Raw genomic sequence first — 13,535 nt, 5'->3', positions numbered from 1 at the left:
GGTCCATCGTCACACCGGGCAAATCATGTGTCGTCTGCGCCTCTCCTGCAATATCATCCCGAAACGCCGTGTGCGATCCCAGCGAATGCCAGGATCGCACCCGATTGCTAATACTCCGCGACCGTCAGCTTGTTGCTGGAACGATCATTGAAGCGACGGGGGAAGCGGTTGGCAATCTCCGCTCTCGATCCCCAACATGCCGAACAGGTCGCGCAAGAGGATTTCAGGCAACCCCGGATAAAGCTGCGACAGGTTCACCAGATTGTCAGCCGCTCGAACCTTCTGCCCGATCTGGACGATGGTTGATGCTGGCTGCTCGATCAACGCGCGAGCCGCCCACGCATGGGACGCGGCAACGTCTGGCGATATGTCGTCGCCGTCGATCCGCGCTCGCTCAACCTCCGTTTGAAAGAGCGCGCAGGCTTCTCGGTAATCAGCCAACGCGACAAGCCATGCGTGATCGCTCACGCGGCGGTCATTGGCTACATTAGGTGCAGTCATGATTCGCAATCTCCGGTTGCGGTTGTGGTCAGGCCGGGGCCGCTGGGTGCAACCAGCGGCTTCGGCCGTTCAAGGGTTAGCCGGTGCCTTCCCTGCCCTATCGAGACATAAGGTGCCGGCTGTCATCGCGCAGCGGCCCTATGCGCCTCGACAAGTTCCTCGATCACTTGGGCCAACGGAATGTCCCGCGAGTTGGCGACCTCGTAGATATACTCCATCGTCCCCGGCGCCAGCTTGACAGAGAATGGCATAGACCGCCCTGCCCCGCGTTTGCGCCGGGGCGGTTCGGCGGTTTGGTTCTGACGCAACCGCTCGATCTCCGACGCTGCGACAGGAACACGGTCAAAGCCATGCCGCTCTGCCGTGTCCACGGCGCTGGAAGGGCTTGCTGGGGCCTCTTCGGGCCGACTGCGAACACCAGCGAGCGGAAGGGCCAGATTGCGCCTCTGCGGCTTCGTTGCCTCGGTCATGCGGCCTTCTCCTGATTGGCCAGAATTGCCTGTGTAACGGCATCAGCAAGCACTATTCCCTCGGCCCGAGCTTTGTCCGTTCCCGGCACTTCGTCGGGCGGCAGTTGGTCAAGCGTGGTGCAGTATGAAAACAGGCTCTTGTAGGCGGTTCGCTCGGCAAGCTGCCCGATCACCGGCACCCCCGCCTCGGCAAGTTGTGATGCTAAAGCCACGAACTCGCGTGACTGGAATGTTGGAACGCGGGTCCAAAGGACGCCGTGCGGCACACTCCCCTCATGCTGGCGTGTTTGGGTGTCGTGGACGATCTGCACGGTGGCGATGGCGTCCTCAACATCGGCAGCAGACGGGTTCGCCGGGATGATGACAAAGTTCGCGCGGCTGATGGCGAGAGGCACTACCATGTTGGCGCTCCCCTCCACGTCCACGATTACGATCTGCGCGTCCAGCTCGGCGGAGCGGATCGTAGCGACAATTGATGTCGCGTCCGCACTGACGACACTAATGCTATCGCCGGGTGTTCCGACCTCGGCCCAGCGAGCAACGCGCTGCCTCGGATCGGCATCAATGATTCGAACCGTATAGCCCTGCTCGGCATAGGCACCTGCGAGCGTGATCGCAGTCGTGGATTTTCCGCATCCACCTTTCGGGGATGCCAATGCGATTACTGCCATATACCGTCCTTTGCATTCAAAAGCCTTCCTTTGCATCCCAAAGGCAGCAAAGGCTTCCGATGACATTACAGGATATGGGCAGACTTTGAAAGGGCGTTAATGCAAATGCTTTTACATGCTTGTAAATGCCTTTGCATGTACGTGCTTTGCATTGCTTTACATGCAACGGAATGTGATGGAATTTACATGCCTATGGGGCCGCGCTAGCGCAGCCCCGATGCCGGGATTTAATCGTCGCCGTCCCGATCCTGCTCGGCGGGCTTGCCGTTCTTCGCGATCACGGCGATGCGATCAACGATCAGGTCAACACCGTAGATGGTCTGGCCCTCACGCTCGTAGCGGGACTGGCGGACGCGGCCAGTGATATGAACCAGGTCGCCCTTGCCCATCTTGGCGGCGCGCGCGACGTTCTTGCCGAAACAGGTCACGCGGTTCCAGTGGGTATCGTCCTCCCATTCGTTGCCGACCTTGCGACCGTAGTTCGCGGCAACGTCGAGAAATGCCACCTTTTCCTTGATTTCGGCGCTGCCAATGCGGCCGATGATGCGAAATTCGGAAATATTCTGCATGGGTCTGTTCCTTCGTGCTGTCGTTGCTGACGCACTTTGGAAGGGTGGCCCCCTGACGCGGGCAAGCTGAAAAACGGAGGGTCCGCTAGCGGAAACCGTAGGCGCGCAGCGTCGGTTTTCTGCTTGGGGCCGAAGGCCCAAACCCGCATTAGACAGGGGGAGACGCCCATGTGCGTCAATCAGCAACGGGCGCGCGAAGGGGACCGATGTAGGCGTTGCCATTCATCGCAGACGGCCAAGGCACTGCTATCAAGATAGGTGTGTCTGACTGCCGCCCTCTCGTTCAACGGGGAAGGGCAGGGGAGGGCGATACCCGGTCAAGCCGCTTCCTGTTCGGCATTCTTTTCTGCGTTGAGCCGCTTATAGATGGCTTGGCGGGTCACGTTCAGCAGGCTCGCCACTGATGCAACGCTCATTTTATGAGGGCCAGACAATAGCGTCTTGGCTTGGGTCCATTGATCTGCGCTGATCGCGGGCGGTCTGCCCAATTGCTTGCCCGCGCGCCGCGCGGCTTGAATCCCGGCATTGGTGCGCTCGCGGATTACATCACGCTCGAATTGTGCGAACGCGCCAACCATATGGAAGAATAGACGGCCTGCCGGCGTCACAGTCTCGATCTCTTCGGTGATCGACCGAAAGCCGACGCCAAGGCTCCCTAGCATTTGCAGCTCGGTAATGAGCGTGACGAGATTGCGGGACAGGCGATCAAGCCGCCACACTATGATCTCATCACCAGCGCGCGAAGCGCGCAGCAAGTCATGATAGGCAGGCTTGAAAACGGCAGAACCGGAAACGCCCTTATCCTCATAGATGCGCTCGGCCCCTGCGCCTTTCAGCGCGTCGATCTGCAACGCAAGGTTTTGCTCGCCAGTGCTGACGCGCGCATAGCCTATCTTCATGTCAGTTCGATCCAGTGTGATGATAGCGGACTGCGTAATAGTCAGGCCCAAAGGTGGAGCGGCGCTTTTCAACAGTGAATGCCCCGTCCTCAAGCGCCTGCCTCTGCCGCGCGATCCGGTCCAGGGCGCGCACGGCATTAGCGGAATCTGTTTTCCGCCTAAGCCAAGCCGAGAAGGGCCAGGAAAACCATTCAACAATCAGGAAAAATCCGATCATCATCATAATAATGGCGCAGAAGGCGAATAGAGCTGCCTCGGATTTTGAAAGGGGATTATGATGGAAGTAGATTATCGCGCCCGCAATGGTGGCGATAACAACAAGTCCACCGCAAAGAAGTCCGATCGAACGCGCCCTTACTAGGCGTCGATTATCGGCATCGACCTTCTGACTTAATATTGCGGCCTCGTCTCGATCCAGGCTAATGCCCGCATCACGAATAGCAGCGGCTTCGAGTTCGGCTCGACGCTCGGCTGCGCGTTCCCGGCGCAGAGCACGCTTGCGGTCCTGCTCCGCCTTCGCCTGTTCGGCAAGCTCTCGCTCGGCGGCAAGGATGCGATCTTGGCGGTTTCGGTCGCGCCAGTTCCGAAGCGAAGTGATCGTATCTGGCGGTTGCTTCGTCCGTCTCATGACTGGCTCCCGTTTCCGATATGTTCACAATAGGAGGGCGGGACAATCTGTCAACTTAATCTGAAATTTTTTCCATTAAGTTGTCACTCTGAAAATCCGAGAAAATGCTGCACTGCACAATCGGCTAAAACGCTAGTTGAATGCCATCCGCTATCCCACCGTGGTTGTCAGTAAACTAAACCTTCGTTTTGTTGTCATCCTGCATCCAAGCGTCGACCTGTGCAACATGCGCTGCGGCCTCGGCGCATAGTTGGTCGAGCGCCAGCGCGCCGGGCTCGCGAACGAGCTGGGCGAGCGAATGCGTCTTATAGAAGGGTGTCAGCGTTCGGGCCGCATAATGCGCTTCGGGTGCGGCGTTGAAGCCGCGACGGCGCGCGGTCGCAAGGCAGGCATCAAGATCGTGGCGCGCAGTCAGGCATTCGGCATGGGAACCGCCGCTATGAAGAATGGCGGCTTTGGTCGCCAGCTCGAACGCAATGCTGGCGTGATGCAGCCGAATTTCGGGAAAGCGGGGACCGTCAATGGCCGGAAGAAACTCGATGGCCCTCGCTATAAAGTCGGCTGCGCTCATCTGGTCCGCCGCGCCGGTCATCAATTGTAGCCCGGTTTCACAGAAAGGCGGATATTCCACGGATTGAGCGCAGCGGCGACAAGTTCAACGGCAGCTTGGTCAACGCGAAGGTCATCTCGGGGAAGGCCGGTATAACCGGCGTCCCATAGTACCTGCGCTGGACCGCGAAATGGCCCTGAATCCTGTTCAAGCTCGCCGCTCGCCGCATAGTCGGCCGCGAGGTCATATACATCCAGCGTGCCGGTCATCTGGCGAGCGAGGGGGCTTTCAGGGAAAAGGCGATCTTCCGACAGCCGTAGGCCGAACGCCAAGCCACGATCTCTTAGATGCAGCACGAACATGGTCACGGCATCCGGGCCGCAATGACTTGCGAGAATGGCTGCGGTCATGACGGCCATTTCCTCGGTCTGATCTGTGTATCGCTGGGCCAGGCCGTAGCCCAACATATCGTCAAAGTGGGCCTGCGTCCGATTGATGCCGTGGTGGTGCCGAAGCGCCTTCGCTGCCGATAGAATTTGCCGGAAGCTCTCGGTGCAGTAATTGGCCCGAGTTTCGCGCATTTCCTGCTCACGGCGCGCTGGCCTTTCGGCCGTCCTGCGCCGAAATCTATCCCAAAATCCCATCGCTGGGCCTCCGTCTCCGATATGTCGGATATCTTCTATAAGACATTTCCGACATATCGGCAATGTGCTGCCCCGATGGAGTTAGACGGAATGAGAAACGATGAAATCCCTCGGCTCGATCTTGAAAGCGATGGCCCGCTCGTCCGTGCAATGGGCGGGACCTTGTCGCTGTTCGCCACCCTGCTATCGCGCCGGGGGATAGTTGATACAGGCGAGGTCGCCAATCTGCTCGGAGTCTATGCCCTCGGCTAGGAACCGGCGCGCGCGGCGTCAGCCGTGCGCGGCCTCGATCTGCTGGGCCAGCTCGGCCAGGTGATCGGAATTAAGTAGATCCTCTGCGGCAAAATCGAGCGCGAAAAATTCGCCTTCGCCGGAACGCGCGCGATCGGCTGCGAACGCAGCCAGATAGGGCCGTGCCTCGTCGGTCGCGATCCAGCGCCAGAACGCATCGCCCTGACCGAAAAAACCGCTCTCGAACATATCGAGCCGTGCTTGTGCAAAGTCGGTCAATTGGCGTCTCCTGATAATCGGGCGGTTCGGCAAAAAAAGGGAGGCCGAAGCCTCCCTCGTCTTACTGGAACAGTTTGATGAAAGCGGGCGCGAGGCCGATGACTGCGAGGACGAAACCGACGCTGCCGATGACCCAAGTTTGCGCCGTCAGCTTGCTTTCGATTCCCTTGTTCGCCTCCTGAACCTTCACGGCGATATACTCCTCAATAGCCTCTACAACTTCCGCTGCGGCGTCGTCTGACAGATTAGCCGCTTTCAGTGCTCTAAACAATTTGATGTGCATCCGGTTCTCCTTCTCGTTGGTGACGGGAGACACCCGGCATGGGCACCGGCGCCGGCTGTCAGGGACCGCGAAGCGGCCGCGTCAGCGGGCGGTGGGGGAGCCGATTTGCGCAGCAAATTGGGGGAACCGCCGATCCTTGAAAGCTGGCGCGCACCCATGCCAAAATGCCACGACACACAGAGAGAAGAGATTGCACGGGCCGGGGTTCGATGCCCCGGCCCGTGCAGGCGGCTACGGAGTTACGGTCAATGCTGCTCCCGTGTTGAGGTTGGCATTGTAGTTGCAGCTTCCGAAGGTCACGGAATTGAAGAAAAACGAGTTGATGTTGTTGCCGGTTTTCATGATCGTGAACGGCACATTGGCCGATGTAGAGCACGAAAGTCCGCCGCCAGTAATGCGGAGGCCGTGAAAAACGCCGGCTGTGGCCGAAGTGACGGACCAAGTCGTCGAACCAACCGAAAGCTGCCCGCAATTCGGATTGGTGTCTCCGACGCCACCAGAGATCGACCCGCCCGACGATGATGTGGTCTGCCCCTGCAAGGTCCATCCGCAAGCCCAGATGCTACTGCCCTGGACCACGTTGCCGCCGCCCTTGAGGGTGAACGTGTAGCTCGTTGGTGCAACGCTCGCGGCGAACGATGGGCTTGCCAAGGCAAGCGTCGCCAATGCGCCAAGCATGGCGCGAACAGCCATTTTCATGGCTCTCTCCTTTTCAGGTTGTGGGGCCAGTCCTTGCGGTTATCCGGCTCCCGTTAGCGGGGTCATTGCCCGCCCCTGAAAAGTAGCGCCAAGGGTCGGCCCGACGCCAATCAACTTGTTGTGATCGCTTCCTTGCGGTCGTTGGCGCGGGCGCTCATATTCCAATGGTTGGTGAGGAAGATGTATGGGCAAACTCGCAAATTCATTGAAGATATGCGCGTTGCTCTCGGTCGCTGCGCCGGTTGTCGCGCAGTCTGCGGGAGAACAGCCGCGCGTCGTCACTACGCCCGATGGCCGCACCGTGTATGTCGTGCCGGCGCAGCCGGGGGCTGATCGCACGAAACAGCCCCCGGTGCGAACCGTGGTGGCGCCGGATGGTCGCACCGTTTACGTTGTGGAAGAACAGCCGAAGGACACGCGCAGCCCACGGCAGCGCTGCATTGATGAGGAAGTGGCGCGCGAAGGCGGTTCGCCTTCGCAGCTTGCAATGGGCGCGATCGACCTAAAGTGTAGCCAGCGGTAAGCGCAAAATCCTAGCGTTCCCGGTCCTCGTCGCGGCGGGGAGGGGAAGGAACAGCCGGTTTTGCGCGGTCGGCCTCTGCGCTGCGCTCTGGCGCGCGCGCAGGAATGACGCCATGCTTTTGCAGAATCGGGGTCAGCCGCTCGATCTCCCGTTGCTTGTAGGCGGCTTCTTGCGGCGTCAACGGGCGAATGCGTTCGCGCTCGACCAGCGCGCGCGCGCGCGGTTCATCGCCACGCGCGGGGCTGGATAGATCGAAACGGTGAATCGCTTCGCCACCGCGCCGGTAGATTGTGAGGCTGTCGGCAAGCCGCTGATCCTGAATCCGGTCCAGCGTGTCGAGCATCCCGCGCAAGGCATTCTGATGGGCCTCGGTGGTGGTCATGCGACCAACGCCACGGCTCTCCTTTTGCGCCGCGTATCGCTGCAAGATGCCAAGGCTCGACATTTCGGGGCTGACGGCCAGGGCGCGCGCGTCGGTCCTGAAACCGGCCTCCCTGAATTGCCGCAAGGTCGCCGCGACCGTCTCCGGATTGCGCATCGTCCCTTCCACCAGCACATTGACGCGGCGGTGCGCCGCCTCGGCAATCGCCTTCTCGACCAAGCGGCCTGAATCGCGGTCGGTGTAGAAGGCCGCGCTTTTGTCATCGGCGCGCTGCAAGCTCTTATAGTTGGGCAGATAGGCGCGAAGATCATCCCCGATGATCTTCACCATCCCGCCGCTGGCCGCGAACTCGCGGGCGGCGTGGTTTTGCATCGGTGTCTTTCCCGATCCCGGCTGTCCGCCCAAGACAATCGCGGTCGGCTGCTCGACGCTCTGCGCGCCCCTGAACAGGCGGGGCGCAACGCGGGTTTCGTAGATTTTCTGGAGGGCGTCGGGGGAGAGGCTATGCCGTTCGGGGTCGCGATCCATGCCGCCTCTTAGGCGGCAATGGCGACGGCTTCGGCGGCGTCACGCGCGCGCACGATGGCGCTATATTCGGTCAGCACTTGGCGGACGTTCGCGGTGTCCGCGACGTTGAGCGAGTGCATGATTTCGGTCGCCTGATCGGTTCGCATTTCGAGCCAGGCAATACGCGCTGCATTCGGCGTCGGGCTATCCTGCTCAAGCGCGATCTGCTCGCTGTAACCGGCGATCACGTCATTGATGGCCTCTAGCGCCGCCTCATAGGCAATCGCCTGATCTTGGGTCCACAGGGGAGCGGTTGGGGCGCTGGTCGTCATGGTTCCACCTATAGCATTAACTGCTGAACGAATAAAGAACAGGTGAGCGGCGACGGTTCCCGCTGGTCTTTCGGCAAGCGTGAACATTGCCGATCACGCTTGCCGAAAGTGGGCGGCCTGACACTTGGAGGCGTGGCCGTGCATCCAGCTAGAGGCAAGGATTCCGAAGGGCAATCATCGTCCGATGTGCGGCTTGGAGCGCGCGACGGACTGAACGCACATTCCGCTCGATCTTGGGAAGGGGGCCGGTGGAGCGGAACGCTCCACCGGCCAGCACTCAAACAACCGCGGGCTATTTTCGCCTTCGCCCCCGGATGCTCGAAAACCGTTATAGGCCGCGCGCGGCGCGGCTCAAGTCGTGCGCCATTGCTCGACAAGATCGGCCATCGCATCGCGGTAGCCAAAAGCATCGGCGTAGATCGCGCCGGGATACTGGCCCAGGAACGCAAAGATGGTCGCCATGTCGGCGGCAATCGGACGGTCCACACCGAACAGGTCGGAAATCGGGAAGTGGCCCCAATCGTCGCCATTCCACCATGCCAGCAAGAAATTGGCGACACGGGCTGACTGTCCGGTATCGGAGCGGGCAATATCAATGAGCCGGTCCAGCGCGGCTTTCACTTCGGGGTCTGCGAGAATTTCGACGGTCATAGCAATCTCCGCTCGGCAACATAGCAGGGGGGAAGGCCGGTGGAATGCAAAAGACTCCACCGGCCAGAACATTACGCGGCCTCGTCGTATTCGCCGTCATCGTCCCCCAGCTCGTCGGCGTCCTCGTCGGCCTCGTCGGCCTCGTCGTCCTGCTTGACGGGGAGGGGCGGCACGGTGCCGCTCTCCATGAAGTCCGGAAGCCAGTTCACGGCCTCGGCAACATCGTCGGGATGGAGGCCAAGCAACTTGGCGTCCTCGTCATCGCAATTCGCAATGCGAGCGCAGAAAGCGGCGGTTTCGTCGCCCTTCATGCCCTTGACGCGCTCCGCCAAGCCCCAAGTGTCGAGAAGTGCGAGGCGCGCCTTATTCGAGAAGGTGGAGAAAAACGCCTCGTCCAGCTCCACCGCATCGCGCCAGCGTCCGAAACCGGCTTCGGCCTCGATACAGTTGGCCAGCTCGCGGACCATGCGCGGGGTGCGGCCATCGGAACAAACCGATGTGGTCGCCAGCAGCATATGACCGGCGATCATGCCCGCCACCTTGTTCTTGTCGCTATCGGACAGTTGGCGGAACAGGGCAAAGCCCTCGATAGGATCGCGGGCCGTCACCCATGCGCCCGACGCCAAGCCCTCTTTGGTGGTGAGCCAAGCCGCCCGCTCGGGGCGAACTTTGACTAGATCGTGAATCTTGGTCGTGCCGTCCTCGTCGTGCGGAAGGTCATTGATGCCCTGATGCTCGCCATGGAAATAGACGGTGTTCCCATAGCCCTGCGTTGGGGTGAGGATGGTCCGCGCCTGCGTGAACAGCATGAAGTCGAGCGCGAGCGATGAACCGGCGCTGGCCGACTGCATCAGCTCGGCCCGGATCATGTCGCGCCGGATCAGCATCATCACTTGCATGTTGTCCTTCGACAGCCCGAAGCGCGCGCGCTCGGCCTCTGCCGGAGTCGGCTCGGGCTTGGGTCCGCGCTGCTCGGTCGCTCCCTTGGGCAGTTCCGCGCCCTTCGCCGCCCGATCCGCAAACCAAAGCTCTACATCGAAACGGCCATCGTTCTCGATCGACGCGATGCCGACGACTGCGCCCTTCTTGGGAAGGATAACGGTGCGCTGCGCGTCCAGCTCGGCGATCTCGGCCACCAGCTTCTCGTATGCCTCTTCCTGACCGGGCAAAGGCTCGTCATCCTCCCCGATCATGGCGGCAAGGCGGGAAGTCATGGATGCATGGATTTTAGCCCGGTCTTTGGACAGTGGGCCGCGCTTCGGCTCTCGAATGCGAAGCTCATGATCGGTCGAAAGATAGCCATATTGCTTGATCTGCGGAGGGGTGGTCGCCCATGAAAATTCGAGGTCCGCACGGCCCCATTTCTCGCCAAGCATCCGCCCATTGCGGACGATATTATGCTCGAAACGATCCATATCCTCGGCCTTGCGCTGCTCGGCAAGATCGCGCAGCACATCGGGATTCTGAACGATCCCCGCGCCGTCCTGTGCAAATAGGTCCGCTTCAAACTCGCCGCCCGCTGCGCGGTAGGCATCCACGCCGACATAGCACATGAGTTTCGTCAGTTCGTGGTCGCCGGACTTCATCGCCTTGCGAATGGCGCTGGCATTCTTCTGGTGCGCGTGGGTCGCCTCCTTTTCAAGCTGGCGATAGACCGCGATCTGTAACGAGCGATCTTCGGTCGCAGCATAAGCCTGTGCCTGCCCGTCATCGATCTCGCCCGTGCTGTAGAGGGCCATGATTTCGGGATGGAGGTTCGCAATCCGCATGATCCGTGCGGTGCGGGCCACATCATAGCCGAACATCGCGCCAAGTTCTTCTAGGGTCGCCTCGGGGCGCTCGGCCCGAATGGCAGCGAAGCCCATATATACATCGGGCAACGACATAGCCTCACGCGCGCGGTTTTCGGCCATGCTGATTTCAGTGATCTTGCTCAAGTCCTCGATCTTGACGCATGGGAAGGTCAACGCCTTCCTGCTCGGATCGGCCTCGGCAAGCGCGGTGAGAAGGCGGCGGCGGCGGTCCCCTGCCTCAACCGCATAGCCGCCATCCTCGCGCACCGAAACGACCATCGGTTGAATAAGGCCCACGGACAACAGGGAGGCGGAAAGCTCGGCATCGCTCGCGGCGCTGGACGGCTTCTTACGCACGTTCCGTTCGCTCCGGTGAAGCTGATCGACGGTCAGGTGCAGGATGGTGGTCTTGGAAGTCTTAGCCATTGTGCTGTTTCCCTTCTTAAAATGGAGCCGAAGGCGATGGCCCCATCGACTTCTGCCAAGTGGCGAACTGGGTCGGGGAATGGCGCAAATAGGGGCCGATCATGGGGGAGGGGGATCACCCGGCCTGCACAAGCCGAAGGCGCGGAAGGACGGGGAAACCCCCATGATCGCCAAGCGAGCCGCGTAGCGGTGAGACGGTCCAGCCCTTGCGCCAGGGGGCCGGAACAGGCCCCGGAATCGATCAAAAGACGCGGCGGCATTGCCGCCTCGATTTGGGCTGAAGGAATGGCAGGCCATAGCCCGCCATCGGCGGGGAATGTCGATCGACCCGCGCGCCGGGATGCCGGCGATCGGCGTCCTGGCGCGCGCAAACGGGGAGCGCCGCTAGATCTCGGTAACGAGATCCAGCGTCATCATGGCGCCGTAGGTCTGGCTCGCGTCAACCGGGATCGGCCAGCCATTCGATGATGCCGAGCCCTTCGCGCGTGACAGGTCGGCCGAAGTCGTCGCGCTCGTTCTTGCGCCAGTGATAACGGAAGCGGCGCGGCTCGCCCTCGATGGGCGACACGCTGTAGCGGATGCGGCCCGAATACCCCTCGGCCCAGCCTTGAGCGAGGATTTCGCCAAGGTGGCGCTTCTGCGTTGCGGTCAGGTGCAAGCCTTCGATCAGACGGATAGCCATAGTGCGGCCTTTCAATTCGTGGTGAGCCAAGCGAGTTGCTGGCCGATGCCAAGGCCCGCCATCGGGGCCGATGCGCGCCGCTCGATGCTGGGCCAGAGCGGATCGCGATAGTTGCGGCCTGCGAGAACGATCAGCGGCGCGGCGGCGTCGATCTGCGCGGCCATCGCCTCGATCACGCGCGCGCCCCATAGACGGCGCGCGCCTGCCTTCATCGCGCCTAGCGTCTCGTCATAGGGCGCGATCACAGTTTCCGGCGCGATCAGGCCATGCTTAGCGGACAGGATGAACCACGGCGCTCCCTGCCTTTCGACGTAGGCGCGGGCCTTCTGGAACCATGGCGAGGTATAGAGCGCGCGGGCGGGGGCGGGGCGGTCCAGTTTGGCGGCAACGCAAGCGACAAGGATAACCGGCGCGGGGGCCGGGTCGATCTTGGGCGGCTCTCCCGCCTCTAGATCGGCCATGACGGTGCAGCGGCCCCATTTTTGCAATTGGCGCTGCCATCCTTTCGGCGGTCCCTTGCGCTCGGCAACGTGGGAAAGGGTCGGGCCGCCGAACAGGTCGGGTTGTTCCCCGATGCGTTGCACCGGGGGAACGTAGCGGGGTTCTCGGATGCAATGGCGGGCCATGCTCGATCCCCTCAAAAGGCGAAAGCGGTCTGACCGCTCGCCTCGGTGAAGCTGGCGCTATCGCCTGCGGCGTAGCGGTCGCGGCCCATGGGCGACCATTGCAGGAAGCCGGAACGGTCATAGGAAAACCAACCGTCCTCAATCCCGATGATGAAGGACCAAGCCTTATCTTCGGCGCAAGGTCCGTGAAGATGGATCGGCCAACGGTCGGCCCCGCGTTCCTGCTGGCAAGCTGACGGCTTGGCAAAGCTGCGAAGCAACGCGGCGCGGTCGGTCGGTTCGGTAGCTCCCATGTTCCGCATGATCTGACGGGCCTCGGCGGTGCTGATATGGCCGCTCGCCGTCTTATCCTCATGGTGCGAGTAGGTCAGGCCATAGACAACGGCGTTGAAGATGCTCCTCGGCTCGGTGAACTCCTGCGTTTCCAGCAAATCACGCCATTTGCCATCGCTGATAAGGTCCACGGCATGATGCCAAAGGCCATGTTCCCGATTGCTGTAGCCGTAGCGGTTCGTCACACCCTCGCGGGCGATCTCGATCCCCAGAACGCTCTCGACGTGCTGCACGAAAGGATGGGCGACAAGTAAGGGATGGCGGAGGCCGATCTTGCGCGGCTCGTCCTGCTCTGCGCTGATTACCTCGATGGGAAAGCGGAACAGGCGCGACGGCAGATTCCACGGCGCGGGAAGCTGGAAACCATGAGGCACATTAAGCGCCCCATTTATGTCCAGCAGGAAGCCATTGGCAGCAAGGCCAGCGGCAACGATCTGGTCGCCCAGCGTGTCGCCCGCCCCGCTCACTTGCCTGCCTCCAATTCGGCGGTGCGAGCAATGATGCGCTCGAAATGGGCGGAAAGCTCCTTTGCGGTGCCGTGGGCGTCCAAACGGCAATCGGTGTAGTAGGAAACCTTCTCTGCATGTTCCCGATGCCAAGCCGCGTTATGGCGTCCACGATCTGCGAGCGCGATGGACGCGATGCGGAAGGTGACGCGATATTCCCCCTCGTTCTTGGTGATGGTCATGTGCGGCAAGGCGCGAACCGCTGCGAAAAGCTGGCTGTCGGTCCTCATGGTGCTGTTTCCCTTCTTAAAATGAAGCCGAAGGCGATGGCTCCCATCGACTTCTGCCCGCTGGCGAAGTGGGTCGGGGAATGGCGCAAATAGGGGCCGATCATGGGGGAGGGGGATCAC

21 protein-coding genes are annotated in these 13,535 nt (G+C 61.3%); 2 read left to right on the top strand and 19 right to left on the bottom strand.

Annotated features, from left to right (window positions below):
* Nucleotides 1-144: 144 nt before the first annotated feature.
* From BMY84_RS26855 to BMY84_RS26820, 8 genes are all read right to left on the bottom strand, one after another.
* Nucleotides 145-468: a hypothetical protein gene (locus BMY84_RS26855; protein ID WP_093088057.1), complete on the bottom strand. Its 324-nt coding sequence runs from the start codon at nt 466-468 to the stop codon at nt 145-147.
* A 155-nt stretch (nt 469-623) separates the two neighbouring features.
* On the bottom strand, nt 624-971 hold the full coding sequence (locus BMY84_RS26850; RefSeq protein WP_093088055.1) for a hypothetical protein: 348 nt from the start codon (nt 969-971) through the stop codon (nt 624-626).
* Nucleotides 968-1,642 (bottom strand): ParA family protein, encoded by a 675-nt coding sequence (locus tag BMY84_RS26845; protein WP_177204224.1) that lies wholly within the window; start codon nt 1,640-1,642, stop codon nt 968-970. Before BMY84_RS26845 ends, BMY84_RS26850 begins: the two co-directional genes overlap by 4 nt.
* Before the next feature lie 227 nt (nt 1,643-1,869).
* Nucleotides 1,870-2,211: a single-stranded DNA-binding protein gene (locus BMY84_RS26840; protein ID WP_093088051.1), complete on the bottom strand. Its 342-nt coding sequence runs from the start codon at nt 2,209-2,211 to the stop codon at nt 1,870-1,872.
* A 317-nt stretch (nt 2,212-2,528) separates the two neighbouring features.
* Nucleotides 2,529-3,110 carry a recombinase family protein gene (locus tag BMY84_RS26835; RefSeq protein WP_093088049.1) on the bottom strand — a complete coding sequence of 194 codons (582 nt, stop codon included), beginning with the start codon at nt 3,108-3,110 and terminating at the stop codon, nt 2,529-2,531.
* 1 nt (nt 3,111) lies between these two features.
* Nucleotides 3,112-3,738, bottom strand: a complete 627-nt coding sequence (locus tag BMY84_RS26830) for a hypothetical protein (protein ID WP_093088047.1) — start codon at nt 3,736-3,738, stop codon at nt 3,112-3,114.
* Nucleotides 3,739-3,913: 175 nt separating this feature from the next.
* Nucleotides 3,914-4,330, bottom strand: coding sequence for a hypothetical protein (locus tag BMY84_RS26825; protein ID WP_093088045.1), 417 nt, complete (start codon nt 4,328-4,330; stop codon nt 3,914-3,916).
* Nucleotides 4,330-4,869, bottom strand: coding sequence for a hypothetical protein (locus tag BMY84_RS26820; protein WP_093088043.1), 540 nt, complete (start codon nt 4,867-4,869; stop codon nt 4,330-4,332). The genes BMY84_RS26825 and BMY84_RS26820 overlap by 1 nt, the downstream gene beginning before the upstream one ends.
* Before the next feature lie 153 nt (nt 4,870-5,022).
* On the opposite strand from BMY84_RS26820, the gene BMY84_RS30025 reads away from it, so the two are divergent.
* Nucleotides 5,023-5,184 carry a hypothetical protein gene (locus BMY84_RS30025; protein WP_177204223.1) on the top strand — a complete coding sequence of 54 codons (162 nt, stop codon included), beginning with the start codon at nt 5,023-5,025 and terminating at the stop codon, nt 5,182-5,184.
* Between the two features lie 18 nt (nt 5,185-5,202).
* Here BMY84_RS30025 and BMY84_RS26815 read toward each other — a convergent pair whose 3' ends face one another.
* From BMY84_RS26815 to BMY84_RS26805, 3 genes are all read right to left on the bottom strand, one after another.
* Entirely contained in the window at nt 5,203-5,442 is a 240-nt protein-coding gene (locus tag BMY84_RS26815) for a hypothetical protein (RefSeq protein ID WP_093088040.1), read from the bottom strand.
* Between the two features lie 61 nt (nt 5,443-5,503).
* Nucleotides 5,504-5,725 (bottom strand): hypothetical protein, encoded by a 222-nt coding sequence (locus BMY84_RS26810; protein WP_004213291.1) that lies wholly within the window; start codon nt 5,723-5,725, stop codon nt 5,504-5,506.
* A gap of 231 nt (nt 5,726-5,956) precedes the next feature.
* Complete coding sequence (locus BMY84_RS26805; protein ID WP_093088039.1) at nt 5,957-6,424, bottom strand: hypothetical protein; 468 nt, start codon at nt 6,422-6,424, stop codon at nt 5,957-5,959.
* Between the two features lie 184 nt (nt 6,425-6,608).
* On the opposite strand from BMY84_RS26805, the gene BMY84_RS26800 reads away from it, so the two are divergent.
* Complete coding sequence (locus tag BMY84_RS26800; protein ID WP_093088037.1) at nt 6,609-6,947, top strand: hypothetical protein; 339 nt, start codon at nt 6,609-6,611, stop codon at nt 6,945-6,947.
* A gap of 10 nt (nt 6,948-6,957) precedes the next feature.
* Here BMY84_RS26800 and BMY84_RS26795 read toward each other — a convergent pair whose 3' ends face one another.
* The 8 genes from BMY84_RS26795 to BMY84_RS30280 form a co-directional block, all read right to left on the bottom strand.
* Nucleotides 6,958-7,857 (bottom strand): zeta toxin family protein, encoded by a 900-nt coding sequence (locus BMY84_RS26795; RefSeq protein WP_093088036.1) that lies wholly within the window; start codon nt 7,855-7,857, stop codon nt 6,958-6,960.
* A gap of 8 nt (nt 7,858-7,865) precedes the next feature.
* On the bottom strand, nt 7,866-8,168 hold the full coding sequence (locus BMY84_RS26790) for a hypothetical protein (protein WP_371262453.1): 303 nt from the start codon (nt 8,166-8,168) through the stop codon (nt 7,866-7,868).
* Nucleotides 8,169-8,519: 351 nt separating this feature from the next.
* Nucleotides 8,520-8,819 carry a DUF7673 family protein gene (locus BMY84_RS26785; protein ID WP_093088035.1) on the bottom strand — a complete coding sequence of 100 codons (300 nt, stop codon included), beginning with the start codon at nt 8,817-8,819 and terminating at the stop codon, nt 8,520-8,522.
* A gap of 71 nt (nt 8,820-8,890) precedes the next feature.
* Complete coding sequence (locus BMY84_RS26780) at nt 8,891-11,038, bottom strand: ParB/RepB/Spo0J family partition protein (protein WP_093088034.1); 2,148 nt, start codon at nt 11,036-11,038, stop codon at nt 8,891-8,893.
* 439 nt (nt 11,039-11,477) lie between these two features.
* Nucleotides 11,478-11,720 carry a hypothetical protein gene (locus tag BMY84_RS26770; RefSeq protein WP_093088031.1) on the bottom strand — a complete coding sequence of 81 codons (243 nt, stop codon included), beginning with the start codon at nt 11,718-11,720 and terminating at the stop codon, nt 11,478-11,480.
* Nucleotides 11,721-11,731: 11 nt separating this feature from the next.
* On the bottom strand, nt 11,732-12,346 hold the full coding sequence (locus BMY84_RS26765; protein ID WP_177204222.1) for a DUF6884 domain-containing protein: 615 nt from the start codon (nt 12,344-12,346) through the stop codon (nt 11,732-11,734).
* Nucleotides 12,347-12,357: 11 nt separating this feature from the next.
* Nucleotides 12,358-13,146, bottom strand: coding sequence for a hypothetical protein (locus BMY84_RS26760; protein WP_256215470.1), 789 nt, complete (start codon nt 13,144-13,146; stop codon nt 12,358-12,360).
* Nucleotides 13,143-13,535 carry a hypothetical protein gene (locus BMY84_RS30280; protein ID WP_256215469.1) on the bottom strand — a complete coding sequence of 131 codons (393 nt, stop codon included), beginning with the start codon at nt 13,533-13,535 and terminating at the stop codon, nt 13,143-13,145. Before BMY84_RS30280 ends, BMY84_RS26760 begins: the two co-directional genes overlap by 4 nt.

The sequence above is a fragment of the Sphingobium sp. AP50 genome, assembly GCF_900109095.1.
In the GTDB taxonomy this organism is placed as follows: domain Bacteria; phylum Pseudomonadota; class Alphaproteobacteria; order Sphingomonadales; family Sphingomonadaceae; genus Sphingobium.
This window is presented reverse-complemented; position numbering and strand designations above follow the sequence as displayed.